24 protein-coding genes are annotated in these 26,020 nt (G+C 60.5%); 15 read left to right on the top strand and 9 right to left on the bottom strand.

Annotated elements, in window-relative coordinates; translation table 11 throughout:
* Positions 1-63 precede the first annotated feature (63 nt).
* Positions 64-1,044: an aldo/keto reductase gene (locus tag FGZ14_RS01390; RefSeq protein ID WP_139920434.1), complete on the bottom strand. Its 981-nt coding sequence runs from the start codon at positions 1,042-1,044 to the stop codon at positions 64-66.
* Positions 1,045-1,166: 122 nt separating this feature from the next.
* On the opposite strand from FGZ14_RS01390, the gene FGZ14_RS01385 reads away from it, so the two are divergent.
* The 4 genes from FGZ14_RS01385 to FGZ14_RS01370 all read left to right on the top strand — a co-directional run bounded on the left by FGZ14_RS01385 (position 1,167) and on the right by FGZ14_RS01370 (position 5,358).
* Complete coding sequence (locus tag FGZ14_RS01385) at positions 1,167-1,652, top strand: GNAT family N-acetyltransferase (protein WP_308217163.1); 486 nt, start codon at positions 1,167-1,169, stop codon at positions 1,650-1,652.
* A 234-nt stretch (positions 1,653-1,886) separates the two neighbouring features.
* Entirely contained in the window at positions 1,887-3,182 is a 1,296-nt protein-coding gene (locus FGZ14_RS01380; RefSeq protein WP_139920432.1) for a PAS domain-containing protein, read from the top strand.
* A gap of 42 nt (positions 3,183-3,224) precedes the next feature.
* Positions 3,225-3,584, top strand: a complete 360-nt coding sequence (locus FGZ14_RS01375; RefSeq protein WP_139920430.1) for a hypothetical protein — start codon at positions 3,225-3,227, stop codon at positions 3,582-3,584.
* Positions 3,585-3,702: 118 nt separating this feature from the next.
* A complete protein-coding gene (locus FGZ14_RS01370) occupies positions 3,703-5,358 on the top strand; it encodes a M28 family peptidase (protein ID WP_139920428.1) in 1,656 nt (551 codons plus the stop codon).
* Positions 5,359-5,517: 159 nt separating this feature from the next.
* On the opposite strand, the gene FGZ14_RS01365 is transcribed toward FGZ14_RS01370, so the two are convergent.
* The 3 genes from FGZ14_RS01365 to FGZ14_RS01355 form a co-directional block, all read right to left on the bottom strand.
* Positions 5,518-7,059: a glycosyltransferase family 39 protein gene (locus FGZ14_RS01365; RefSeq protein WP_139920426.1), complete on the bottom strand. Its 1,542-nt coding sequence runs from the start codon at positions 7,057-7,059 to the stop codon at positions 5,518-5,520.
* A gap of 52 nt (positions 7,060-7,111) precedes the next feature.
* Positions 7,112-8,332, bottom strand: coding sequence for a hypothetical protein (locus tag FGZ14_RS01360; protein WP_139920424.1), 1,221 nt, complete (start codon positions 8,330-8,332; stop codon positions 7,112-7,114).
* Positions 8,333-8,458: 126 nt separating this feature from the next.
* A complete protein-coding gene (locus FGZ14_RS01355) occupies positions 8,459-8,704 on the bottom strand; it encodes a hypothetical protein (RefSeq protein ID WP_139920422.1) in 246 nt (81 codons plus the stop codon).
* Positions 8,705-9,036: 332 nt separating this feature from the next.
* On the opposite strand from FGZ14_RS01355, the gene FGZ14_RS01350 reads away from it, so the two are divergent.
* Positions 9,037-10,383, top strand: a complete 1,347-nt coding sequence (locus FGZ14_RS01350; RefSeq protein WP_180754451.1) for a YfcC family protein — start codon at positions 9,037-9,039, stop codon at positions 10,381-10,383.
* A gap of 174 nt (positions 10,384-10,557) precedes the next feature.
* Here FGZ14_RS01350 and FGZ14_RS01345 read toward each other — a convergent pair whose 3' ends face one another.
* Positions 10,558-10,989 (bottom strand): hypothetical protein, encoded by a 432-nt coding sequence (locus tag FGZ14_RS01345; RefSeq protein WP_180754450.1) that lies wholly within the window; start codon positions 10,987-10,989, stop codon positions 10,558-10,560.
* A gap of 243 nt (positions 10,990-11,232) precedes the next feature.
* Here FGZ14_RS01345 and FGZ14_RS01340 point away from each other — a divergent pair, with 243 nt between their 5' ends.
* Positions 11,233-11,922 (top strand): DUF421 domain-containing protein, encoded by a 690-nt coding sequence (locus FGZ14_RS01340; RefSeq protein WP_139920416.1) that lies wholly within the window; start codon positions 11,233-11,235, stop codon positions 11,920-11,922.
* Positions 11,923-11,999: 77 nt separating this feature from the next.
* Complete coding sequence (locus tag FGZ14_RS01335; protein WP_139920414.1) at positions 12,000-12,695, top strand: DUF421 domain-containing protein; 696 nt, start codon at positions 12,000-12,002, stop codon at positions 12,693-12,695.
* On the opposite strand, the gene FGZ14_RS01330 is transcribed toward FGZ14_RS01335, so the two are convergent.
* Positions 12,692-13,384: a hypothetical protein gene (locus FGZ14_RS01330; RefSeq protein WP_139920412.1), complete on the bottom strand. Its 693-nt coding sequence runs from the start codon at positions 13,382-13,384 to the stop codon at positions 12,692-12,694. The genes FGZ14_RS01335 and FGZ14_RS01330 overlap by 4 nt on opposite strands.
* A gap of 147 nt (positions 13,385-13,531) precedes the next feature.
* Here FGZ14_RS01330 and FGZ14_RS01325 point away from each other — a divergent pair, with 147 nt between their 5' ends.
* Together FGZ14_RS01325 and FGZ14_RS01320 are read left to right on the top strand one after the other, a co-directional pair.
* Positions 13,532-15,349, top strand: a complete 1,818-nt coding sequence (locus FGZ14_RS01325; RefSeq protein WP_257883316.1) for an alpha-amylase family glycosyl hydrolase — start codon at positions 13,532-13,534, stop codon at positions 15,347-15,349.
* Positions 15,350-15,511: 162 nt separating this feature from the next.
* Positions 15,512-17,350, top strand: a complete 1,839-nt coding sequence (locus FGZ14_RS01320) for a glycosyltransferase (protein WP_139920409.1) — start codon at positions 15,512-15,514, stop codon at positions 17,348-17,350.
* 99 nt (positions 17,351-17,449) lie between these two features.
* Here FGZ14_RS01320 and FGZ14_RS01315 read toward each other — a convergent pair whose 3' ends face one another.
* Positions 17,450-18,451 carry a fasciclin domain-containing protein gene (locus FGZ14_RS01315; protein ID WP_139920407.1) on the bottom strand — a complete coding sequence of 334 codons (1,002 nt, stop codon included), beginning with the start codon at positions 18,449-18,451 and terminating at the stop codon, positions 17,450-17,452.
* A 163-nt stretch (positions 18,452-18,614) separates the two neighbouring features.
* Between FGZ14_RS01315 and FGZ14_RS01310 the strand changes: the two genes are divergently transcribed.
* The 6 genes from FGZ14_RS01310 (at position 18,615) to trpS (ending at position 23,494) form a co-directional block, all read left to right on the top strand.
* Positions 18,615-19,463, top strand: coding sequence for a DUF4198 domain-containing protein (locus FGZ14_RS01310; protein ID WP_139920405.1), 849 nt, complete (start codon positions 18,615-18,617; stop codon positions 19,461-19,463).
* A gap of 101 nt (positions 19,464-19,564) precedes the next feature.
* On the top strand, positions 19,565-19,939 hold the full coding sequence (locus FGZ14_RS01305; RefSeq protein WP_044002696.1) for an STAS domain-containing protein: 375 nt from the start codon (positions 19,565-19,567) through the stop codon (positions 19,937-19,939).
* Between the two features lie 51 nt (positions 19,940-19,990).
* The gene (locus tag FGZ14_RS01300; RefSeq protein WP_257883315.1) at positions 19,991-21,022 is read left to right on the top strand and encodes a ribonuclease Z; all 1,032 of its coding nucleotides are present in this window, start codon (positions 19,991-19,993) and stop codon (positions 21,020-21,022) included.
* 84 nt (positions 21,023-21,106) lie between these two features.
* Positions 21,107-21,856, top strand: coding sequence for a queuosine precursor transporter (locus FGZ14_RS01295; RefSeq protein WP_139920403.1), 750 nt, complete (start codon positions 21,107-21,109; stop codon positions 21,854-21,856).
* A 65-nt stretch (positions 21,857-21,921) separates the two neighbouring features.
* Positions 21,922-22,509 (top strand): hypothetical protein, encoded by a 588-nt coding sequence (locus FGZ14_RS01290; protein WP_139920401.1) that lies wholly within the window; start codon positions 21,922-21,924, stop codon positions 22,507-22,509.
* A 7-nt stretch (positions 22,510-22,516) separates the two neighbouring features.
* Positions 22,517-23,494 (top strand): tryptophan--tRNA ligase, encoded by a 978-nt coding sequence (gene trpS / locus FGZ14_RS01285; protein WP_139920399.1) that lies wholly within the window; start codon positions 22,517-22,519, stop codon positions 23,492-23,494.
* A 186-nt stretch (positions 23,495-23,680) separates the two neighbouring features.
* Here the strand turns inward: trpS and FGZ14_RS01280 are convergent, their stop codons facing one another.
* On the bottom strand, positions 23,681-24,520 hold the full coding sequence (locus FGZ14_RS01280) for a hypothetical protein (protein WP_257883314.1): 840 nt from the start codon (positions 24,518-24,520) through the stop codon (positions 23,681-23,683).
* 328 nt (positions 24,521-24,848) lie between these two features.
* Positions 24,849-25,985: a CaiB/BaiF CoA-transferase family protein gene (locus FGZ14_RS01275; protein WP_257883313.1), complete on the bottom strand. Its 1,137-nt coding sequence runs from the start codon at positions 25,983-25,985 to the stop codon at positions 24,849-24,851.
* Between the last annotated feature and the right edge of the window lie 35 nt (positions 25,986-26,020).

Genomic DNA, 26,020 nt, shown 5'->3' with positions numbered 1-26,020 from the left:
TCGGCGGAAGGAGAAAACCGGAAGCACCGGGGTTTGGCGGCTGGCCGGGGGTAGGGCCATGCTTTAGGAGAAGCCCAGCACGGGGTGAGGCTGGTAAGGCTCTTCCAGACGCTTAATTTCTTCCTCGGAAAGCGTTACGGAAACGGCGGCCACCGCATCCTGCAGGTGGCCGGGCTTGCTGGCACCCACAATGGGCGCGGTAATAACGGACTTGCTCAGCATCCAGGCCAGGGCAATCTGGGCGTTGGGCAGGCCCCGCTCCTGGGCTATTTCCGTCACGCGGTCGGCCACGGCAAAGTCGTCGTCGCGGCCGTAGAGGCTTTTGCCGAAAGCATCGGTTTTTGCCCGCTCGGTTTCGTTGCGCTCCTTGGTGCGCCCACCCGTGAGCAGCCCCCGCGCCAGCGGCGACCAGGGAATCACGCCGATGTTCTGGTCCTGGCAGAGAGGTAGCATTTCGCGCTCCTCCTCACGGTACACCAGGTTGTAGTGCGGCTGCATGCTTACAAAGCGCGTCCAGTTGTGCTTATCGGCCAGGTACAGGGCCTGCGCAAACTGCCAGGCATACATGCTGCTGGCCCCAATGTAGCGGGCCTTGCCGGCCTTCACCACGTCGTGCAGGGCTTCCAGGGTTTCCTCAATGGGCGTGTCGTAATCCCAGCGGTGAATCTGGTAAAGGTCCACGTAATCGGTGCCGAGGCGCTTCAGGCTGGCATCAATGGCACTCATGATGTGCTTGCGCGAGAGGCCCCGCTGGTTGGGGCCGGGGCCCATGGGGTTGTACACTTTGGTGGCCAGTACTACCTCGTCGCGCTTGGCAAAGTCGCGCAGGGCCCGGCCTACTACCTCCTCGCTAGCTCCGTTGGAGTACACATCGGCGGTATCGAAGAAGTTGATGCCCAGCTCCAGAGCCTGCTGAATGAAGGGGCGGCTCTGCTCCTCGTTCAGGGCCCAGGGCCAACGCTCAGTGGGCGTGCCGTAGGTCATGGTGCCCAGGCAGATGCGGGAAACCTTGAGGCCCGTGGCCCCCAAGCGGATATAGTCCATATAAGTCAGGATAGTGGGCCGCCTGAGCAGCCAGAGTTCAGGTAGGGCTATACGAGCGCGGCACCGGAAGTGCTGCGGTGGAGCTTGCCGCCGGCACTTTTTCCGGCCCCTACCTGCCATCTTTGCCCCAACCTTTACCCCCTTTGGCTCCCTACCCCATGACCCTGACCTGGACCCTCAAACCCTTCACCGACCTTACCCTCTCCGAGCTGTACGCCCTGCTGCAGCTGCGCTCCGAAGTATTCGTAGTGGAGCAAACCTGCGCTTTTCAGGACATCGACGGGCAGGACCAGGCTGCCTTTCACCTCCTGGGCCACACGGAAAGCGGCGAGCTGGCCGCTTACACCCGTCTTTTCGGGGCGGGCGTCAGCTACCCCGAGGCCAGCATCGGGCGGGTAGTCGTGTCGCCGAAATACCGGCGCTACAGCCTGGGCCGCGTGCTGCTGCAGGAGTCCATTGCGGCGGTGGCAACCCTGTTCGGTGAGCAGCCCATTCAGATTGGGGCCCAACTCTACCTAAAGGAGTTTTATGAAAGCTTCGGATTCCGACAAGTGGGCGAAGGCTACCTCGAAGACGGCATCCCGCACATCCATATGATTCGCTCCTGATTGGCTTGTAGCTTTCACCAGAGTTGATGCCTAACGGGCCTGCTTGCTGCTAAGCTGTTAAGCTGAACAGTAAATTTCACCAATGGGCAAACTTACTGCCGAGGTAGCAGTATAACATTCTGGATAGTTTGCCCTGTTTAAAATACCGTAGCGCTTTCTTACCGAAGTATTGGCTTGTAGCTTTGTTGTTGCTCCGGCCAGCGTGCGCGCCACTTTCATCTGCCCATCCCGACCATGCCTGTTCCCGCCTTTCCGGTTGATTACCAAAAGCTTTTCCACTCCCTACCCGACAACTTTCTGTTGATTGCGCCGGACGAGGCCGCTACCATCGTGGACAATACCAACAGCCACGTAGGTGTCTCGCTGAAAAGCCGGGAAGAAGCCGTGGGCAAGCCCTTCTTTGAGGCCTACCCCTCCTCCGATGAGGAATCGGCGGCTACCATCCGCGAATCGCATGAGCATGTGCGCCGCCACCACCAGCCCCACACCATGCCCCTGATTCGCTACGACCTGGAGCGGCCTCTGGAGCAGGGCGGCGGCCTGGAGGAACGCTATTGGGAAGCCACCCACTATCCTATTCTGGATGAAAACGGGAAGCTGGAGTTTATTCTGCAACGCACCCAGGACGTAACGGAGCGTTACCACGCCGAACTGCGCCACCAGCAGGCCCAGCGCGAGCTGGCCGAACAGCAAGAGCGTACCCGCTTTATTCTGGAGTCCTTGCCCGTGATGGTATGGACCAACCTGCCCAGCGGCGAGGCCGACTACTTCAACCCGCGCTGGCTGGACTTTACTGGGCATTCCCTGGCCGAATGCATTGGTCAGGGCTGGGTAGCTAGTGTTCATCCCGACGATGTAGCCAACACCACTCGCCTCTGGAACCAGGCTCGTGAACAGAGCACTGAGCTGCAGATGGAATACCGCCTGCGTCGCCACGACGGGCAGTACCGGTGGGTGCTCGTTAGGGCCGTACCACGCCAGAATGAGGCCGGCGAGGTTACTATGTGGGTAGGCTGCGGCACCGACATCCATGACCAGAAGCTGATGGTACAGGAGCTGCTGGAGCAGAACGAGCAGCAGGCCCTGCTCTCAGACCAGGCATACCAGGCGTATCAGGAAGTGCACCGCCAGCGCGAGACGTTTTACGACTTGTTTATGCAGACGCCGGCGCTCATCTGCATTCTGCGTGGCCCCGAGCACCGCTTCGAGTTTGTGAATCCGCCCTACCAGCGCCTGTTCCCCAACCGCCAGCTGGTGGGTCAAACCGTATCCGAAGCTCTTCCGGAGGTTATTGAGCAGGGCTTCCTGGATTTGCTGAACAACGTGTACGAGACGGGCCAAACCTTTGTAGGCAACGAAGTGCAGATTGACCTCGACCATGAGGGTAGCGGACAAATGAAGCGCAGCTACCTCAACTTCACATATCAGCTCTTCGAAGAGCAAGGCCAGAAAGCGGGTATTACGGTGTTTGCTTACGATGTCACGGGCTTGGTGCAGGCCCGACAGGCGCTGGAAAACGCCGGCCGCTAATGCATACTCTCCCCTCTTCTTACTTCGCACACCCCGTCCGTTATGGAGTTAACTAACCTCGATTTTCAGCAGGCCCGCATCAAGCAGGTGCTGTTTAAGTCGCGGCTGCGCTCCGTGCTCTACGGCGTGCGGGAACCCGACCCCGACCTGTTTTCCCTACCCCTGAACCCTTTGGGCGAGTGGCTGAACACCGTGGTAAAGCCTCGCTACGGCTCCGTACTGCCTGTGCAGCGCCTGGAGCAGGAGCTCATCCGCATGATTGATACCGGCCGCAGCCTAGTGCAGCAGTACCAGCGCGGCCAGCTGGAAGAAGCCCGAACCGGCCTGGAGCGTCTCGATGCCCATGCTGCCCGCATTGAAGCCTTACTTAAGGACCTGGAGCAGACCCCGGCTGCCGCCTAGTCACTTCTCTCATCTTCAGCGCATTACTACAGACAGCAACACCTAAGGCGCTTTCTTTTCATGTAGCCCCACCAGCCGGCAAGCAGCCACTGGTGGGGCTATTGCGTATTTTGGACCAATGAAACAACTGCCCCTGCTGCTGGCCGCTGGTATCCTGCTTACCGCCCCGGCTTCTGCCCAAACTGCCGCCCCGGTGCCCAAACCGGTAGCCAAAGCCCTGGCCAAAGTCAAACCCGAGGATATTAAGGCCCATATTCAGTACCTGGCCGATGACCGGTTGCTGGGCCGCAAGCCCGGCACCCCCGGCTACCAGATGGCCGTTGATTATGTAACGGAACAGCTCAAGCGCTTCGGCGTGGAGCCGGCCGGCGAAGACGGGGGCTTTACCCAGCGGGTACGGCTGCGGCGCGCTACTACCAAGCCCGGTGCTACCATCACGTATCAGCCTAACGGCGGCAGCCTACCCCTGGCCCCGACCGAGCTGCACCTCTATCCCCACCCCGAGCAGCCCAGTTCCCGCCTCGCGCCCACGGAGCTGGCCTTCGCCGGCTACGGCATCTCGGCCCCCGACCAAGGCTACGACGACTACCAGGGCCTCGATGTGAAAGGCAAAGTAGTAGTGATTGTGCGCGGTGCCCCTCGCAGCTTCCCCAGCACCGTAGCTTCGGCTAGCCAGGACCAGACCCTGCTAGTACAAACGGCCGCCCGCCACGGCGCTGTGGGAGTACTGTTCGCCAGCGCCCGGCCAGCTCCGGCGGCGGCAACGGCGGCCCGGCCCATTACCACTACCAGCGTATTGGGGGCTGATGGCAAGGTGGCTGCCGCCCGAGGGTTTATCAGTGGCTCGGGGGTAGGGATGACGGGTACATTGTCGGCAGCCGGGCTGCAGGCCTTGCTGCTGAACTCGGCCTCCGATACGGCCAAAGTCATGAGCAGCCTCCGCCAGGGGCAGCCAGCGCCGGTGGCCCTGCGCGGCACCCTGGGCGCCAGCTGGGAATCGGGCTACCAGGACTTTGAGAGCTACAACGTGGTAGGCAAGATTACCGGCTCCGATGCTACCCTGCGCCAGGAGTTTGTAGTCCATTCGGCTCACCTCGACCACCTGGGGGTAGGCGCGCCGGTAAAGGGCGACTCTATTTACAACGGCGCCCACGACAATGCCTCCGGGGTAGCCTCGGTGCTGGAAATTGCTCGCCTGTACTCCAACCTCAAGCAAAAGCCCAAGCGCAGCGTGCTGCTGGTGCTCCAGACTGGTGAGGAGCTGGGGCTGCTGGGCTCGGCCTATTTCGCAGCCCGGCCCACGGTGCCCAAAACCGCGCTGGTAGCCGACGTGAACACCGATATGCCCACTATTATCGCACCCTTGCTATCGGTAGTGCCGCTGGGCGCCGCCCACTCCACGCTGGCCCAGCCCGTGGCCGAGGCCGCTCGTTACCTGAACCTGACGGTAGAGGAAGACCCCGAGCCCGACCAGAACCGCTTTATCCGCTCCGACCAGTACAGCTTTGTGGCCCAGGGTATTCCGGCCTTGCACATCAAGTACGGCAACCGCACCCCCGATGGCAAAAACAACCTCAGCGAGCAGGTGCAGAAGTGGCGGGCCCTCACCTACCACAAACCCCAGGACGACATCAACGGTACCTTCGATTTTGAAGCCGGCAAGAAGTACGTGCAGCTGAACTTCCTCATCGGTTACCTGGTAGCCCAGAACCCCCAGCGCCCCACCTGGAACCCCGGCGACTTTTTCGGCCGGCGGTTCGCGCAGCCGCAGTAAGTAGCCCTTAGGTGGAGTTTTCAGTCAAAAAGCGGGCCCCTCAGCAAATGCTGAGGGGCCCGCTTTTTGTGATTTTCAGGAAATGAACAGAAGCGTTACGCTTGGCAAGCTGAGATAATAACGTCTTGTGAACCTGCTCCAGCCCTTCCCACCTACCCCTCAGAACCGTCCCCACTGCGCCAGCGCCTCACGGTGCTCCCGGTTTATCTGCTGCAGAATGGCCTCATCGGGGCCGGAGCCGACGGTGATGAGGGTGCCTTTTTCGCGGGCGTAGGGGTTTACTACCTCCCCTGCACGCCCAAACTGCTGGAAATGAACGGACAGGGCTTCGTCCGGCTCATCGTCCACTATCATGATATGCTGCCAGTTTCGCGCCCTAGGCTCCGGAAACCAGAACAGGTAGCTGCCATTGAAGCTGTGGGCGGCGGGCATAGCGCGGTGGCGGTTGAAGTAGTTGATAGCCCCGGCCTGTCCGTAGTTGGCCGTCAGGATGAGGGTTTGGGCGCGGGTGGCGGCGGGCAGAGCCTGGTAGGCCCGCCAGGTTTTATCGGCCATTTCCTGCCAGCCCAGCATATCGGCGTAGTCCTGGGGGAGCGGGTGGTCCTGGCCGTCTTCCCAGCGCAGCACGCCCATGTGGCGAAAGCGCTTGCCTACCTCTAGCATGCGGGCCGGGGGGTCAAGGGTGAACAGCAACGGGTACACCGGCACGCTCATCAGCAAAGGCAACAGCAGCAGAAGCGGTTTTACTACCCGGCCCGTGCGGGGCCAGCGGCTTAGCTGCGTTTCCCACCATACTGCCCCAGCCGCAAACAGAATGGGATAGTAGCCCAAGGCGTAGTAGCTTTTGCCGTGCAGCACCGTCAGAATCAACAGGCCTCCGCAGTAAATCAGGCCTACCACCCGGTAGGGCCGCAAGGCCTGGCTGAGCAGCAACGCTAGCAGACCGGGCACCCACAGCCACAGGGCCGGCAGACATGTCACCAGTTGGTCCTTCCAGAAATCAGGCACCGATACGTTCACCAGCTGAGTATCGTGTAGGAGCTGCATGTGGTGCAGAAACGGGATGCCGTGGCGCAGCTGCCAGAGTAGGTTGGGCAGCCACAGGGCCAGGCCTAGGGCGGCGCTTAGCCAGAAGGCGCTGGTAGCCAGCACCCGCCGCGCGGGCGTCAGCAGCAGCCCTACCCCCAGCGCCGCAATAAAGAACAGGGCCGAATATTTGTTCAGCAAGGCCAGCCCCAACCCTACCCCTAAGGCATACAGGTAACGCGGCCGGGCCTCCTGCTGGTAGCAAATCAGGAGGTAGCAGGCCAGGGTGAAGGCAAAGACTTCGAAGGAGTTGGGCTGAAACAGAAAATTGAGCCGGGCATAGGCACTGACCATATAGCAGAGGCCGGCCGCCAATACTGCCCACGCCCCTCCTCCAAGCCGCTGCACCGCTCGCCCCACCAGATACACCGTGAGGCTACCCCACAGGATGGGCCAGAACTTCACCCAGAACCAGCCCCCGCCCAATGCCAGCGTCAGCCAGCTTTGCAGGGCCGTCAGGGGCGGCACTTCCAGGTAGCCCCAGGCCAGGTGCCGGCCGTAGTTGATGTAGAGATACTCGTCGCGGTGCAGCTCGTAGGCGCGGCTGGCCAGGAGGTAGCTGCTGAGGGCTTTCAGCAGGAAGAGTAGCAGGGGCAGCTGCCGGGAAGGTTTCATGGCCTGAATATATATATTCCTCTATACGCCCGGCCCCTACCCCCCTCCTACCCTACGGAACCCGCTGCCGCACGCGCCGCCCAAAGCCGCCGATGCCCAGGTCAAGGTAGATAATACCGCCTTTCAGGTTGGCATCGTGGCGGGCCGGCCCCTGGCGCACACCGGCGCGGAGCTTCAGCAGCCAGCTGCCCACTTCACCGGGGCCCTGGGTTTTCCAGAGGGGCACATCGAGGTTGAGGCCGGCGGTGAACGGGTTGCGGAATGTGAGGTCCAGGTCGGCGTCGGGGTCGTCTTTCCTGGAGCTGGCCGGCCCAATCAGCAGCGCGGAAACACCCACGAAGGGCGTCAGGCGCAGCCAGGGCTTATCAACCAGGCGGTAGCCCACCGAGGCCTCGGGCACGATGTAGTTGACCTTCAGCCCCTCGCGCCAGTTGCCCCGGTAGTCCAGCGGCTGCCGCACCCGGCCCATGCCAATGTAGTCGCGCAGGTAGAGCTGGTACCGGTCCCAGCCGAACTCGAACCCTACCCCGAAATTGGCCCCGTGCCGGAAGTAGGTGGGTAGGTCGCCGAGCAGAATGCCGCCGCCCGAGTGAAAATCGAGGCCGTAGGAAAAGCGGCCGGTAGTGTACTCCGGCTGCGCGAATTGCCGCACGAAATATGCGTATTCTGAATCGGGATACTGCCTCAGAAACGCCTGTACGGAGGCTTGCCGGGTTTTAGACAAGGTAGGGTCCGGGCTGTTGAGGGGCACCAGCAAATCCAGGAACAAGTGCAGAAAAGTGGAATCCTCAGGCAGAAAATGGGCCTTGCTGATGATGCCCCGAATGGTATCCTGGCGCTGGGCTACCCGCTGGGCAGCCAGCTCAAACAGCTGGTCCTGGGGTAGGGCCTGGTAGCGCCGCTCCTGCTGGGGCGTGCTGCCGGCTACCCCAAAGCGGCGTAGCTTTTCCGAGAGGGTGTACACGTCGCCGGCGGCGGTCAGCAGGGCCCACTCCTCGTAGGGGCGCAGGGCCACGGTGGTATCGGCAGTGGTGTGGCGCAGGTAGGCCAGCAGGCGCGGAATGGCCCGCACGCTGCCGCCGCGCACCTGCTCCCCGAGTATTTCCCGCACCTGCACTATTCGCACCTGGTCGCTGGGGCGCTGCTGCAGCCGGGTCTTCACCTCGCGCGCCACGGGCTGTAAAGAATCGGGAAGGGAAGTTTGTGCTATTGCTTGCCGGCCGGAGCCGCACACGAGAATCAGCAGAATAAGGCCGCGTATCAGTTGACGCATCGGGTAGTAATTGAGCAGGAGGTAGCTAACAAAACGGCCTGCACCTTGGGCGCAGGCCGCACTACCAGCAAAAGTAGCTGCTTTCGGTTGAGCTTTCTCGCCGATTTGCTACCCCTGTGAGCCCGCTCAAAGCTCCTCCGGCAGCCGAATTCCCTCCAGGTAATCGTGCAAACCGGCGGGGTGCTGAAACAGATGAATAAACAGGATGCGCTCCTCGCCCCACTCGCACCACTCTTCGGCGTAAAAATCACCGGACGCGAACAAGCGCAGCCGGAAGCTGTCCTGCCGACGCTCGGCCAGCAGGTGCCCGTGCCGCCGCAGATGCTCGGCCTGACGATACATGTGTAATTGCTTGAATTCAGTAAACTTCATAATCAGCCTCCAAACCCTAATATACAACCGCCGGGTTCCGGTTTTTATGAAGTGTCGGGGTGATGAGGTGATGAGGTGACAAGTAAAGGGTGACAGGTGACAGAAACGTCATTCCGAGCATGTGGCGCATCAAGCCAGGGACCGAGGAGTCTCGCGTGCTGACGTTGCGATGCTACCTCAACAATTCGAGCGGGATGTCTCGACAAGCTCGACATGACGGTCTATGTATTCTCCCCTTTACCCTTTACCTGTCACCCGTCACCTGTCACCATTTACCTGTTACCTTTCACTCTTCACCTCCTCAGCTCATCCCTATTCCCCATCTTCGCGGGATGAAAACGATTCGCTTTCCGCATCCGCTGGTGTTGCTGGTGGGGTTTATTTTGCTGGCCTGCCTGCTGAGCTATGTGCTGCCAGCCGGAGTTTTTGACCGCCACACCGATGCTGCTACGGGCCGTGAGGTAGTGGTAGCCGGCTCCTATCACCGCGTGGCCCCTACCCCCGTCAGCCCTCTGCAAGCCCTGGTAGATATTCCGAAAGGACTGGTAGATGCGGCCTCCGTGATTTTCCTGGTGTTTCTGGCCGGCGGGGCCTTTACCGTGGTGGACCTAACCGGGGCCCTGCGCCGGGGCGTTGACTGGCTGCTGGAGAAGTTTCAGGGCCGCGAAGCTCTCGTTATTCCCATTATATCGGTGCTGTTTGCCACCATGGGCGCCCTGGAAAACATGCAGGAGGAAATTGTGCCCCTGGTGCCAGTGCTCCTGATTCTGATGCGCCGCATCGGCTACCCCACCGTTACGGCCGCGGCCGTCAGTATCGGCTCGGCGGCGGTGGGCGCGGCATTTAGCCCCCTCAATCCGTTTCAGGTAGGCATTGCCCAGAAGCTGGCCCAATTGCCCCTGCTCTCAGGTGGAGGCTTCCGGTTGGTATTTCTCGTGCTAGCCTTGGCTATCTGGATAGCCGGCACCGTGCGCTACGCTCTGCGTCATCGCCTACCCCCCGCCACCGCCGAAACCGCCGACCCCGGCGCACTGGCCCCAGGCCGTAACCACGGGGTAGTACTGGCCCTGCTGTTCGGCGGGTTTGCCTTCTTTGCCTACGGAGTGCTGGAGCTGGGCTGGGAGTTTGAGCAGATGGCAGCTTTGTTCTTCACCCTGGGGGTAGTAGCTGGGCTGGTGGGCGGCCTGGGCCTCACGGGCACCGCCGAGGGTTTCATTGCCGGCTTCCGCGACATTGCTTTTTCGGCCCTGCTCATTGGGTTTGCCCGTGCCATTTTCGTGGTGCTGGAGCAAGGTCAGATTGTGGATACCATTGTCAACAGCATGTCGGCGCCGCTGGCCGGGCTACCCGCTTGGACGGCCGCCCTGGGCATGATGGGCGTACACACGGCCCTGCACCTGCCCGTGCCCAGCGTGAGCGGGCAGGCTGTATTGACCATGCCCCTACTGGTGCCCCTCTCCGACCTGATTGGGCTTTCTCGCCAGGTAACGGTGCTGGCTTACCAGTACGGAGCCGGCCTCTGCGAGCTGATAACGCCCACTAACGGCGCCCTCATGGCCATTGTGGCAGCCTGCGGAGTGCGTTTTGATGAGTGGTGGAAATTCGTTTTTCCCCTATACCTGCTCTTGCTGGCCTTGGCGGTGGTAGCCGTGGTAGTGGGTATTGCGGTGGGGATTTAGGTAGTAAGTGGTGAAATAGTAAGATGGTGAACTGGTGAGTTGCCGTTCTTATGGCTGTAACCCACACCAAAAGGCCCCGACAGATTTCTGTCGGGGCCTTTTGGTGTGCAATGGCTGAAAACGAAAGCTTGCCCGGCTAAATAGTCCGGCCCGGCCAACTCACCAGTTCACCACTTACACTAGCCGCAGCTCTTCAGCTTCAAAGACGCGCTTGATTTTGCGCTTCTTTTCTACCAGCTGAAACTGGAACGTGTCGGTGGCCTCGTGGTAGAACACGTCGGAAATGAGGCCCTGGTGGGGCGCACGGCCCGGTTCGGGCTGCACCTCGCCTACCACGTCGCCGAAGCTGAAGGGCGGCTTCACGTACAGCTCCCGGAACAGCTCCCGGCTTACTTTAAACTGCTGCTCATCGTAGCGCAGCGAAATCCAGTCTTCGGTTTCATCAATCTTCTCGAAGACTTTGCCCAGCGGCTCCAGCCACTCAAAAGAGCGGCGGTTGGCCGGATGCACATAGCTGAAGCCGTATTCCGTAGTCCAGGGATACAAGCCGTAAATAACAGGTTTGGGTCGGGGCACGAGGTAGGAAACGTAGAGTACTAAAATCAAACGAAAGCTGGCAGCCCGCGCCGCGCCGGAGGCAGCGGGCCAGCACCAGGCAACCACCCGGCAATCAGGGGTTTTACCCGGCGCGGGCCAGGCACTATACCGGGTTAATACGGTGGCAATTTCTGGCTTTTCAGTATAACTACCGGGCTTGCCGCTTCGTTCAGCAGGGCTTAGCCGCTTCAGTTCTCTGAAGCTCATGGCAGTAGCTTCTGTTTCAGAACACCGAAAAGCTCCGGCAGATTTATGAAGAAAGAAGACATCCACCTCGGCGACTGGAAACGCATCCTGTTTGGCGACGCGCCGGCTGAATTTGCCCTGGAGGTGGTAGTGCGCACCCTCATTATCTACTTCATTTTTCTGCTGGTGATGCGCCTGATGGGCAAGCGCATGAACGCCCAGCTCACCATTACCGAGCTGGCCGTGATGGTAACCCTGGGTGCCATTACGGCCGTGCCCATGCAGATTCCGAACCGGGGCCTGCTGCCGGCCGTGGTGCTGCTGGTGGTAGTGCTGTTTCTGCAGCGGGGCCTGAACTGGTGGGCCCTACGGAGGCGTAAGGCCGAGCTGGTGCTGCAGGGCGACGTAACTATTCTGGCCAAAGACGGGGTGCTGCAGATGGATAAGCTCCGGGCCGAGCGGGTGTCGCATGAGCAGCTCTACGCCCAGCTGCGCGACAAGAAAATCACTCACCTCGGGGAGGTGAAACGGGTGTACATGGAGGCCGATGGGCTGTTCAGCATTTACAAGCGCGACAAGCCCGGGCCGGGCCTTTCGGTGCTGCCCGGGCAGGATGAAAAGCTCCTTGAGGCCCAGCAAAAAGTACCCGACCAGAAAGCCTGTAACTACTGCGGCTACTTGGCTACCGCTGCCGACCATGCCGGCGGCCACTGCCCCAACTGCGGCCACGCCGAGTGGGTGCCGGCCGTGCAATAAGCCCAGCCCCTACCCCTCATTAACCCGGTAACCCTGGGCCGCCTGGTGTGCCCGCTTTGCCTCTTGCCAACTGCTTTATGAAACCCGAGGACTTTCACTTGTTTGAGCCGCTCCGTTTCTTTCTGGGCGACGTGCCGTGGAGCTTTCTGCTGGAAACCCTGCTGCGGGGCCTTTTTCTCTACGGTTTGCTGCTGCTTTCTATGCGCCTGATGGGCAAGCGCATGGGCGCCCAGCTCAGCCGCAACGAAATGGCGGCCCTCGTGTCGTTGGCCGCCGCCATTGGCGTACCCATTCAGGCGCCCGACCGGGGCTTGGTGCCGCCCCTGATTATTGCGGCCATTATCGTGCTGGGCCAGCGCTTCATTGCCGCCCGCACCCTCAAAAGCAAAAAGTTTGAGGAAATAACCCAGGATGACATTGCCATTATGGTGGAAGATGGCTGCCTGAACCTGGATAAGATGGAGGAAGTAGTGCTGCCCCAGGAGCGCCTGTTTGCCAAGCTCCGCTCCGAAAGCATCAGCCAGCTTGGCCAGGTAAAACGCCTTTATATGGAGGCCAACGGCGACTTCACCCTGCTGCTCCAAGAGCCCGCCCGCCCCGGCCTGACGCTTATTCCAGACTGGGATGAGGAGTATATTCAGGAGCAGCAAAGAAGCCCGGATACCTTCGCCTGCCTGCGCTGCGGCCAGCTGGAGCACGGCCCCCAGGAGCCGGCCCACGCCTGCCCCCGCTGCCAGCACCACCGCTGGACTACCGCAGTTACTGCCGGCTAAGCCTGCCCGGCGGGGGTAGGCTTAGCCGGCGCCTGATGCCGGGCAATGTGGGCCAGCAGCTGGTCGCGGTGGGTGGGGCCGTTGTGCAGGCCCGCGAATGACAGACGCGCCTGCTGGCCATCGGGGCGGTGCAGCACCACATCGGCCTCACCGGCCGTCTGAGCGGCGGCTACATCGGCCCAGGTGTAAGCAAACGACTTCTGGAAAAGCCCGAGCCGCCCCCGAAACCCTTCCGGGTGCAGGTGCAGGTAGCGCCGCTCATAAATGCGCCCCATCCCGAAGGCCAGGCCCACGTACCACACCGCCAGGGCCGCGTACAGCCACGGCAGTACGTGCAGCCGGTGCTCCCCCGTAAGGGCTTCTTTTTCATGATGACGGTGCCAGATGTGGTAGCCCTCCAGGGCCAGAATGCCGGCCGCCGCCACCTCCAGCCACGCTACCTGGCTGTGGTGTTCCGGCTGCTGCTTCAGGTGGCGCAGCTCCTGCCACAGCAGCAGCACGTAGGCCACGCCTACCAGCAGCTCAAGGCCTGTCAGGAGCGTGAAGGGCTCTTTGCCTACCAACACGCCGGCGGCCCCGCTTACCAGCACCAGCGCGGGCACGATGTGGGCCAGACCTTTGGCCCGCTCAACACGGGCGCGACGGGTGGTGTACAGGATTACGGGACCGGGGTGGGTAGCAGTATTCATGAGCCTAAGCACCGCATATTTCCTTACTTCCGCAATTACCGTTTACTATTTAAGAATCAGGCTCCTGCCCGGGCCGCAACAACCTAACCCCGGCGCAGGCAGTATGAGCGGTTGTCGAGCTTATCGGCTCTTTTCTTCTGACAACCAATGCCTGCAACTGACTCCCCTTCTGCTCCTGTGCTGCAAGCCGGCATGGGCGCGCTTCCGCACGAAAACGGTACCACGTTCCGCGTATGGGCTCCGGCTGCCACCGCTGTAGCCCTGGTAGGTCCCTTCAACGACTGGGATTCTACTACCCACCCCCTTACCCTTGAAGCCGACGGCTACTGGGCTGCCGATTTCCCCGACCTGGGCCCCGGCGCTGAGTACAAATTTCACCTCACTACCCCCACCGGCGAGCTGCAGCGCAACGACCCCTACGCCCGCGAAGTCACGCACTCGGCGGGCAACTCAGTGGTGCCCGACCCCACGTTTGATTGGGAAGACGACCAGTTTCAGATGCCGGCTTGGAATGAGCTGGTGATTTATGAGCTGCACGTGGGCACCTTCCACGCCCCCGACCCTACCCGCCCCGGCAACTTCTATGACGCCATCGAAAAGCTGGATTACCTGGAAAACCTGGGTGTGAATGCCGTGGAAATTATGCCGGCCACCGAGTTTCCGGGCAGCCTTTCGTGGGGCTACAACCCAGCCCACCCCTTCGCCATCGAAACCGATTACGGCGGGGCCGTGGCGTTCAAAGAATTTATCAAAGCAGCCCACCGACGCGGCATTGCTGTTATTCTGGACGTGGTGTACAACCACTTCGGGCCCGGCGACCTGGACCTGTGGCAGTTTGACGGCTGGAGCGAAAACGACGGCGGCGGCATCTATTTCTACAACGACTGGCGCGCTGAAACGCCCTGGGGCCACAACCGCCCCGACTACGGCCGCGACGCCGTGCGCCGCTACATCCGCGACAACGCCTTGATGTGGCTGGAAGAATACCGCGTGGATGGCCTACGCTGCGACGCCATTGCACACATCCGCAACGTAGATGGCACCTCCGATGCCTCCCGCGACCTGCCCGAGGGCTGGAGCCTGATGCGCTGGATCAATGAGGAAATCCGGGGCACCATGCCCTGGAAAATCACCATTGCCGAAGACCTGCTGGGCAACGAGTACATTACCCGCGCCCCGGAGCACGAGGGGCAGGGCTTCTCGGCCCAGTGGGATGCTGGCTTTGTGTACCCCATCCGGGACGCGCTGGTCACCCCCGAAGACGCCGACCGCAACATGGAAGCCGTGGCCCAGGCCATCTGCAACCGGTACAACGACGACGCCTTCCAGCGCGTCATCTACACCGAGTCGCACGATGAGGTAGCCAACGGCAAGGCCCGCGTGACGGAGGAAATCATGCCCGGCAACGCGGCCTCCTGGTTCCCGAAGAAACGCTCGACGCTGGGCGCGGCCCTGGTGTTCACCGCTCCTGGCATCCCGATGATTTTTCAGGGCCAAACCATGCTAGCCGATGGCTCTTTCTCCGACGACCAGCCCCTGGATTGGAGTCGGGCCGAAACTCATGCCGGCCTGGTGCGCCTGTACAAAGACCTGATAGGGCTGCGGCGCAACTTAAGCGGCCACACCCGCGGCCTGCTGGGCCAGAGCGTGGATATTTCCCACCTCAACAACGAAGACAAGATTCTGACCTTTATCCGCCGCGACCAGGGCGGCCCCGGCGACACCACCGTGGTGCTCTGCAACTTCGCCGACCGCGCCCACCCGGCCTACACCATTGGCCTGCCCCGCGGCGGCCACTGGCGCGTGCGCTTCAATTCCGACTGGGAAGGCTACGACCACGAGTTCGGCAACTTTGAAAGCGTGGATACCCAAGCCGAAGAAGGCGTGTACGACGACCAGCCTTTCCACGGCACCTTCGGGCTGGCCCCGTACTCGGTACTGATTCTTTCCCAGGAGCCTGAGTAAATCTGCTTTGGCCCGCTGCCCCGTGGGGTTTGGCCGCGCAATGTGCCTGTGAAAGGCAGATGGCGGGGCTAAACCCCACATTTTTTTGCTTCTCGCGTAGGAATAGGCTAGCCGAACCCACCCGGAAACCTATCTTGCCCTCTCTCGCCCAATTCCCACTCTATGCAAGTTCCCGTTCCTACCCCCGTCCCGATTGCTCCCGATGCGCTGCTGGTAGAAGTGGCCTGGGAGGTTTGCAATCAGGTAGGAGGCATCTACACCGTTATTCGCAGCAAAGTACCCGCCACCGTGCAGGGCTGGGACGACCGATACTGCCTGCTGGGCCCTTACTTCGCTAACCAGGCCCAGGGCGAGTTTGAGCCCTTTGATGATCAGCAGTTGGCAGCTCTCGATGACCCGTTTGCCGGGGCCGTACGTCAGATGCGCCAGCAGGGCTACGATGTGTGCATGGGCATCTGGCTGGTAACCGGCCGGCCCCGGGTGGTGCTCATCAACCCCTTCCAGGCCTACCCCCGTCTGGGCCAGATAAAGGCCGACCTCTGGAATCATCACCACATCCCTACCCCCGACAACGACGACCTGCTCCACCAGGTAGTAGCCTTTGGTGAGCTGGCGAAAACGTTTCTGGAAATCCTGACCGCCGAGGTGGTGCCGCCCCAACGGCTGATAGCCCACTTCCATGAGTGGATGACGGGGGTAGCCATTCCGGGCCTACGCCGCGACCAAGTGCCGGTGCACCTGGTGTTTACGACCCACGCCACCCTGCTGGGCCGTTACCTGGCCATGAACGACCCCAACTTCTACGACCACCTCATGCAGGTTGACTGGAACGCGGAGGCCCGGCACTTCAACATTGAGCCGGCCGTAACCATGGAGCGGGCCGCCGCACATGGCTCGCACGTCTTCACCACCGTGAGCGAGCTGACGGTGCGGGAATGTATTTATCTGCTCGACCGGATTCCGGATGCGGTGCTGCCCAACGGCCTCAATATTGAGCGGTTTGTGGCCCTGCACGAGTTCCAGAACCTGCACCAGCAGTATAAGACCAAGATTCACGAGTTCGTGATGGCGCACTTTTTCCAGAGCTACTCGTTTGATCTGGATAACACGCTGTACCTATTCACGAGCGGACGCTACGAGTACCACAACAAGGGTTTCGACCTAACCCTGGAGGCCCTGGCCCGCCTCAACTACCGCCTACAGCAGAGCGGACTGGAAGGCCAGGTGGTCATGTTCTTTATCACGAAGCGGCCTTTCCACAGCATCAACCCCCAGATTCTGCAGAGCCGGGCCATTCTCGACGAGGTGCACGCTACCTGCGAAGCCATTGAGCGGCAGGTGGGCGAGCGGCTGTTCTACGCCGCTTCCGCCAGCACCGACTACCGCCTGCCCGACCTCGATGCCCTGGTAGATGATTACTGGAAGCTGCGCTACCGCCGCACCCTGCAGAGCTGGAAAACCAGCACCCTACCCCCCGTCATCACCCACAACCTGGTAGATGATGCCGGCGACGACATCCTGAACTTCCTGCGCCGCGCCAACCTGGTCAACAACAAGCACGACCGGGTAAAAATCGTGTATCACCCCGATTTCGTGTCGCCTACTTCACCGCTGTTTGGCATGGAGTACGGGCAGTTTGTGCGGGGTTGCCACCTGGGCATCTTCCCGAGCTACTACGAGCCCTGGGGCTACACTCCGCTGGAGTGCGTGGCCCGCGGCGTACCGGCCATTACTTCTGACCTCTCCGGCTTCGGCGACTACGTGATGCAAACCGTTCCCCAGCACGAGGAAAAGGGCATTTTCGTGGTACAACGCCAGGAAAAGAGCTTTGATGAAGCTGCCGAGGAGCTGACCGACATGCTTTGGCAATTCGTGCAGCTCAACCGTCGCGAGCGAATTATGCAGCGCAACAACGTGGAAAGCTCCGCCGAGCTCTTCGACTGGAAAAACCTGCGCGTGCACTACGACCGCGCCTACCAGCTGGCTCTGGAACGGCAGTAAGACTTAGTTGGCTTAGAAATAAAAAAGCCCGGCCCTCCAAAGAGAGCCGGGCTTTTCTGTGTAGTGAGTTTTCTTAAACCGGAGAGGGCAGGGCGCCGCTTAGGGACGAATTACCTGGTCGATGACGTGCACTACCCCATTCGTAGCCAGCAGGTTGGCCGTGGTAATGTTGGCAGCCGTACCGCTCCCGCCCCGGATGGTAAAGCCGCTACCAGCGGAGGCCACGGTTACGTTGCCACCCAGGGTAGCTACAGTGCCGGGAGCCAGATCAGAGGAGAACACGCGGCCCGTGGCAATTACGTGGCGCGACAGAATGGCTACCAGATCCGCATCAGAAACCGAGCTCAGCTGGGCCGTACCCAACAGGGCGCGGAAAGCGGCATCGGTGGGCGCGAATACCGTTACGTTGGCGCTGGCATCACCGGCGGCTGTCAGCACTGCGGCCGCGGCAGGGCGCTGCAGGGCCTGAAGCAACAAGGTAAACTCGGGGTTGGTAGCGCGGGTGGCGCTGGCGACCACCAAAGCGGCAATAGTCTGGGTGGGCGGCATCAGCACGTTGTCGATGGCATGGATGGTGCCGTTGCTGGCGTCTACGTCGGCCGTAACCACGCGGGTGTTGCCGTTGATGAATACGCCCGTGCTATTTTTGGTCAGGTATAGGGTGTTATCGTTGATGGCCGCGCCGCCTACCGTGGTGGCCGGGCGGGCTGTGGTGCGGGTGCTGGCGCCGTTCGGGATGCTGGCGGCGGAAATATCGGCCCCTACTACATGGTAGAGCAGGATACCGCGCAGCTGACTGATTTGGTTCTGATCGGTAATGGCCGTGATGTTGGCGGCGCTGTTAAACGGGGCAGGCAGCTTGGCAAAGGCATCATTAGTAGGCGCAAACACCGTGAACGGCCCGGCTCCGGTAAGCGTAGTTCCTAGGTCGGCCTTCGTGACGGCCGCCACCAGCGTGCTGAAGGCCGGGTTGCCCTGGGCTACCTGCACGATGTTCTGTGCCCCGCTGCCGGTCATGGTGTCATCATCGTCGTCGCAGGAAGCCAGCCCCACGGTAACGGCGCCGCACAACCACAAGGCCAGCACGCGCAGAAACGACATACTTCTGAAAGAATTACGCATTTTGTTTAACTTTTTTGGGTGAAACATTAAACAGATATCGACAAGACCAACAGGTCTGCAAAATGTTGAGCTCGGCCATAATTTTGTTACCTAAGCCCGGCAGCTCACCCGTTGCCCCTCCTCCTCGCCTACCTATCATGCTATGAGTAAGCTCTATACCATCTATCCGCTGCTGCTCTTCGCCGCTATCAGCCTGTTGGCAGGCACCGCGCTGGCCCGCGAGTTCTGGCTGGAGCCGGCCCGTTTTTTCGTGCCGCCCGGCACAGCCGTGCACCTGCGGCGGCTGGTGGGCCAGAACTTCCGGGGCGAGGCGTGGGCGGGCAAAAGCAGCCGCGTAACTCACTTGGTGCACCTGGCTCCGGGAGCCGCGCCAGCCAACCTGCTGCCCCTGGCTACCGCCACCGATACGCTGGCTACCACCCTCACGCTCCGGCAGCCGGGCACCCACCTGGTGGCCCTGGCTACCACCGATGCCTTCACCACCCTCTCAGCCCCCGATTTTACGGCCTATCTGCAAGCCGAGCAGCTGGATTACGTGCTGGCCCTGCGCCAGCAGCGGGGCCAGCAAACACAGCCCGGCCGCGAAGCCTACCGCCGCTGCGCCAAAACTCTGATTCAGGTAGGAACCCCTACCCCCACCGATACGGCCCGGCCCTGGAGCCGCGCCGTGGGGCTGCCCCTGGAACTGGTACCCGAGCAAAACCCTGCCACTCTGCCCGTTGGCGGTAGCCTGACCGTGCGGGTGCTCTCCGATGGGCGGCCCGTAGCCGGGCAGCTGGTGCGCCTGTGGCAGCGCCCCGCTACCGCGCGGGTCTTACTAACTACGCTGCGCAGTAACCAAAACGGGCGGGTGCTGTTTCGTATATCCGGGCCGGGTGAATACCTGGTCAGTTCCGTCCGGATGGTAGCCGCTCCGGCGGGCCGGGCGGCCGACTGGTTGAGCACCTGGACTACCCTGACCTTTGGCGTTGCTCCAAAAAAGCGGCTTTAAGGCAGCTCTACCGCAGTTTTTGCATCCTTCACTGCCAATTCACGCCCAAATAGTTTTTTTGTTACCTTCGCAACTCCTATAACCACCGAACGACCTGCGGTATGAAGTACTCAATAGATAAAAAAGAGACCTACACGATTATCACGATTGACGAGAAAAAGCTCGACACTACTGTTGCGCCGGATCTGAAATCGGAGTTCGTGAAGCTGAATGCCGAGGGCATCAACAACCTGATTCTGGACCTGAGCAACGTAAAATACACCGATTCGTCGGGACTGAGCTCTATCCTGATTGCCAACCGCTTGTGCAACTCCACCGGTGGTTTGCTGGTGCTGACCGGTCTGCAGGACCACGTGATGAAGCTCATCACTATCAGCAAGCTGGAGTCGGTACTGCACATTTTGCCCACGGTGGAAGAAGGCATTGACCGCATTTTTCTGCACGCCATTGAGCGGGACCTGACCAGCAAAGAATAAGCTTTTTCGAGCTGTTTGGCTGTTGGCTGTTAGCGGTTAGTTTTCGGGCTAATGGCTACCGGCCAGCAGCTTTTTCTTTTCCGGCAGCAGCTGCTTCCAGCCGCCTGTCGCCTTTCTTTCACTAACCCGGCTGCCAGCCACCCCGCTGATAGCCCCCGGCTGATTTTGGAGTTTGAGCTGAAAATTCTGGGCAGTGCCTCTGCTACCCCGTTCATGGACCGCCACCATACGGCGCAGGTCCTGACGGTGGGCAACACGCCCTACCTCATTGACTGTGGCGAAGACACCCAGCGCCGGCTGATGGAGCACAAAATCCGGCACCAGCGCATCCAAACCATTTTCATCAGCCACCTCCACGGCGACCATTTTTTCGGGCTTTTCGGACTGCTCGGCACCATGCACCTCAATGGCCGCACCGAGCCCCTGCGCCTGTTTGGCCCTCCCGGCCTCGATGAGGTACTCACCGCCCAGTTCCGGCACTCCTACACCCACCTGAGCTTCGAGCTGGAATTCACGCCCGTTGATACCACCCAGCACGTGCAGGTGTTTGAGGATAAAAACCTGACGGTGCACACGCTGCCCATGCGCCACCGCATCCCGTGCTGCGGCTATCTGTTCCGGGAAAAGCCCAAGCGCCGCCGCCTGCTGCCTGATCTGCTGCCCGCCGGCCTCACGCCCCAGCAGCTGAACGCCCTCACCCTCGGCGACGATGTGCGCGATGAGCAGGGCCAGCTGCTGCTTCAGAACCTGAGCGTAACCCAGGAGCCCAAGCATGCCCGCAGCTACGCCTACTGCTCCGATACCCTCTACACCGAAAGCCTGGCCGACCTGGTACGCGGCGTGGACCTGCTCTACCACGAGGCTACTTTCCTGGATGATTTGCGCGACCGAGCGCTGGTAACCCACCACTCTACGGCCCGCCAGGCGGGGCTGCTGGCCCGCCGCGCCGAGGTGCACCGCCTGCTGATCGGGCACTTCTCCAGCCGCTACCGCGACCTGCAGCCCCTGCTGGCTGAAGCCAAAACCATGTTCGAGTGGACGGAGCTGGCCGTGGAAGGCCTCAGCGTAAGCGTGGCCGAATAACCCTAGCGCCTGCTTGCTGGTTTGAGGTTGCGCCCCCGGCTGGGGGTAGCACTTTTCCGCTCCGCACCCGTTTTCTCCCCTCTCATGGCCCCTTCGTTTACCCAAAAGAAACAGCAGCTTTACCTGGTCCTTAGCGGCATTTTCATTGTCAATGCGCTGCTGGCGGAAATAATCGGAGTTAAGATTTTTTCGGTGGATGCCCTGCTGGGTTTGCCCGGCAACCTGACAGCGGGCGTCATTATCTGGCCCGTAGTATTCATCACCACCGATATTATCAATGAGTACTTCGGGCGACAGGGCGTACTGCGCGTGAGCTTCCTCACGGTGGGCCTGATTCTGTATGCCTTCCTTGTCATTCTGGCCACCACCAAGCTGCCCCCGGCCCAGTTCTGGCTCGATGTCAATAGCAAGGACGCCCAGGGCCGGCCATTCAACATCGAGTTTGCCTACCAAAGCATTTTCCGCCAGGGCCTGGGCATTATCATCGGCTCTATTACGGCCTTTATTATCGGACAGGTGCTGGATGCCTCCGTGTTTCAGTGGTTCAGAAGGGTAGCGGGCGGGCGCTACGTGTGGCTGCGCGCCACGGGCTCCACGCTTATTTCCCAACTCGTCGATTCCTTCGTGGTCTTGTTCGTGGCGTTCTACGTGTTCGGCAACTGGACATTTGAGCAGGTACTAAGCGTGGCAAACACCAACTACTGGTATAAATTCGCGGCGGCCATCCTGCTCACACCGGTGCTGTATCTAGCCCACTTTCTCATTGACCGCTACCTAGGGAAAGAGGAAACCGTGGAGCTACAGCAGGAAGCCGCCGCTGATGTAAGCGTGTAGCTACTCTTAATTCCCTTACGGTTTTAATTTTTCATCATACTCTAATAAAGTACTATTCTTTTTCCATGCGTCTTCTCTACGTATGCCTTGCTGTTCTATTGCCTTCAGCATGTTTGGCACAACGCGAATTTACCCCCGGTTCCTACGAATTACTTGACGGTACTAAAGGCGAGGGCGAACTTAAATACTCATCAGGAATGGGGGCTGAGTTAATCTTAAAAACGAATGAGAAAAAAGGCAAATCGTCTTTTTCTCCCAAACAGGTGAAATCATTCAAAGTCTCCAATAGGCTTTTTGTTCCTGTTTATGATTTCGAGTTGAACAATGGCATGCCCTTGACGCCAAAATATCATATTAGACAAGACTTTGCCGAGGTGTTGGACACTGGTAGAGTAGAGCTTTTGAAGTACACACTTTTGGTGGGCAACATGAAGGATAAGTATAGCCGAGGTCAATATGTCGGCCTTTTACTTATTCGTCGGCGCGGAGAACAGCTAGTCAGTATCCCTCTAGTTGATAAAAAAGCTCGCCCTGTACTTTCCTCTTTTGTCAAAGATCGTCCTGACATAGTAAGCTTTATCAGTCAAGAGGCTCTAGATGAGGATAAGATCCGTGCTATTGTTCAGGAGTACAATTCAGGTCAAATTAGATAACCCAATCATGTCCCGCATTCTTACCGGCATCCAAAGCACGGGCCGCCCCCACCTGGGCAACCTGCTCGGCGCCATTCTTCCGGCCATTGAGCTGTCGCAGCAAAGCGCTAACGAGTCGCTGCTGTTTATTGCTGATCTGCACTCCCTGACCACCGTGCGCGACGCCGAAACGCTGCGCCAGAACACCTACGCGGTGGCGGCTGCCTGGCTGGCCTGTGGTTTCGACACCGAGAAGAACCTGTTCTATCGCCAGTCGGATGTGCCGCAGGTGACGGAGCTGACCTGGTATCTCTCGTGCTTCACGCCCTACCCCATGCTGGCGAATGCACACTCGTTCAAGGATAAAAGCAACCGCCTCTCCGACGTGAATGCGGGCCTGTTCACCTACCCCGTGCTCATGGCCGCCGATATTCTGCTCTACGACGCGGAGTTCGTGCCCGTGGGCAAAGACCAGATCCAGCACCTGGAAATCACGCGCGACATTGCCTCGGCTTTCAACAACCGCTACGGCGAAACCTTCATGCTGCCCCAGGCCCGCGTAGATGAGCAGCTGATGACTATTCCGGGCCTCGATGGGCAGAAGATGAGCAAGAGCTACGGCAACATCATCGACATTTTCGTGGATGACAAGACCCTGCTCAAAACCATCCGCAGCATCGTATCGGACAGCACCCCGCTGGAAGACCCCAAAAACCCCGACACCGATACCACCTTCAAGCTGTATTCCCTGCTGGCCTCGCCGGCGGAGGTAGAGGAAATGCGCCAGAACTACCTGCGCGGCGGCTACGGCTACGGTCACGCCAAAACCGCCCTCTACGAGCTCATCCGCACCCGTTTTGCGCAGGAGCGGGAGCAGTTCAACTTCTACATCAACAACCTGCCGGAAATTGACCGCAAGCTGGCCGAAGGTGCCCGCAAAGCCCAGGCCTACGGCACCACCATCCTCAATAAAGTGCGCGAGAAAGTCGGGTACTCAGCGCGGTAAGCGGTGAGGTAGTGAAATAGTGAGGGCGCCGACGCCATCCTTCGTGACCAGCGTGCTACCCCCTGAAATGCAACAAGCCCTTGACGACTGTGCGAGCGTCAAGGGCTTGTCTGTTTATTATGCATCTCACATAAAGAGGACGGATGACTTCGGTGCCCTCGCCACGACACGCTTTAGTTGCTCCTTTCAATACGGCAGGCCATCGATGCTGATGGGAGACTGCTCGTGGGAGAAGCTGAAGCCGACTTTGCGGGCCCGGCTGACCTGCTGGTTTTCCAGCTTCTGCTTCACGCTGATTTTCTGGATGTCGTCGAGGGGCGGCGCAATTAGGTCGTTGTTGACGGCGGCAATCATGGCGCTTTCCACGAAGAGCTTGAGGGCTTCTTCCGTAATACGGTTGTCCGACATATCGTTATCGGGCAGCTCCAGCTGCTGCACGCCCTCCAGAAAATAGTGATTATCGATGTTGACCAGCAGGCGCCCCACCAGATAGCCGGGGTCGTTCATGCGCTGGTACTTGATGCTGTCGGCCATAAAGTTGTAGGCCATGATGTGGCCGAAGAAGCGGCGCCGGAAATCGTCCTGCACGTACTGCGTGGCCATGGGACCGTAGTCCTCGGGGAAGGTGACGATGTTGGAGTGCAGCACGAACACCAGCAGGTCGCCGGAAAAGCGGATGTGAAACTCCATTTCATTTACGGGCCGGTACTCAATCACCACCGTCGAATCGACAGGTGTAATCTTGCGGCTCAGCTCCACCACCAGCTCCTGCGACACCTTTCGCAGCATGTCGAAAGTAGCCAGGGTGTTGCGGTAGATGGCCTGCTTAGCTGAGGACTTCTGTTTCAACCCTTCGAAAATCTGGTCGAGGCGGTCTTCGGGGGTAGGGCCGGGCTCGCCGGGCGCGTGGGTCGGCTGTCCATCGGTGTTGGGGCAGCCCGTGGTGGTAGTGGGGGCACTCAGGGCGGCATCTTCCAGCGGCACATGCAGCGCGGCAGCGGACGTGGTATGAGGCGTATCTTCCATGTAAAAGCAAGTCGGAGGCCGGACTACCCGGCGCGGCGGTGGAAAAATGGCTGCCTCAGTTAGCAGCCTTTCGGCTGGTATCTACGCAAACTTCAGGGGTAGGAGTTTTCAGCGGCCGATAGGGCTTCGCCCCTACCCCCCTCCAGCCGGCTGAACCTCCCTATGGATTTACCCAGCTGTTGCCCCCCGACAAGAGCAGCCAGTAGCGCGAAAATCCGTTTCGCAACGAGCCGCAGGCGAGTATCCAGTCCCACGCGGTTTCGGGATACTCGCTGCTCTCGTCGCGAAACGGATTTTCGCGCTACTTCTCCCGGCTAACTGTTCATATTCACTCCGGCGCGTTGCCCGGCGCGGGTGGGGGTAGCAGCCGCTCAGCCACCGGCCAGGTATTGCTCCAAAACGCCACCGTGCGCAAGCCGGCGTGTGGAAACTCCGGCGTGGCGGGCAGCAGCATAGGTGCGGCAGCTTCGTGGCGCAGGGCTTCTCCTACGCTGCGCACGGCCCCGGCAGGCACCAGCCGCCGCTCCAGCTCCGCGAGTAGCTCGGCGCCCGTTACCTCCGCGATGCGCTGGTGTAGCAGTTCCTCCAATATGGCGCGGTGCGCTACCCGGTTGGTATTGGTCTGAAAGCGCGCGTCGGTAGCCCATTCGGGGCGGTCCAGTACCGCGCACAGCTGCTGAAACTGACGATCGGCACCTACGGCCAGCAGCAGACGCACTCCGTCAGCGGCGGTGTACACGGTGCCGTAGGGCACAATGCTGGGGTGGCCGGAGCCCAGGGGCTGAGGGTCGTGGCCCGTGACGAGGTAGGTAGCCGCCTGGTTGGCCAGGGAAGCCAGGGCACTGTCCAGCAGCGACACCTGTACCAGGGCGCCCCGGCCGGTTCTCTCGCGCTGGTAGAGAGCCGTGAGCAGACCTTCCTTGAGCTGATGAGCCGTGAGTAGATCCACTAAGGCTACCGGCATTTTCTGGGGTTCCTGGCCGGGGCCGGCCGCGTTGAGGTGCATGAAGCCCGTTTCGGCCTGCAGCACGGCGTCGTAGCCGGCGCGGTTAGCGGCGGGACCGTAGCCGGTGATGTGGCCGTAAATGAGGCGTGGGTTCAGGCCCGATAACGTAGCATAATCAACCTGCAGCTTCTCAGCGTCGCCGGGCTTGTAGCTGGCTAGGATGATGTCGGCGGAGGCAGCGAGGCGGTGCACTTCGGCGCGGCCGGTGGGGGTAGTGAGGTCGATGATCTGGCTGCGCTTGCCCCAGTTGGCACAGCTGAAGTACGCTGAAACGGTGGTACCGGGGGCTTCGGCGGGGGTGCGCCAGGTGCGGGTAACGTCGCCGGCCGGGGCTTCAATCTTCAAGACCTCAGCCCCCAGCTCGGCCAGAAACTGCCCTACCTGGGGGCCAGCCAGCACCGAGGCCAGCTCCAGTACTTGCAGTCCACTGAGGGGTAGAGTTTGGGTGGGTTTCATCATGAAGCCGAAGGTAGGAAGCCAGGCAGGATTCGGAG

It is taken from the genome of Hymenobacter sp. DG01, from assembly GCF_006352025.1.
Taxonomy (GTDB): Bacteria; Bacteroidota; Bacteroidia; order Cytophagales; family Hymenobacteraceae; genus Hymenobacter.
Note: the sequence above shows the minus strand (reverse complement) of the source record. Positions and strands in the feature narration are given on the sequence as shown.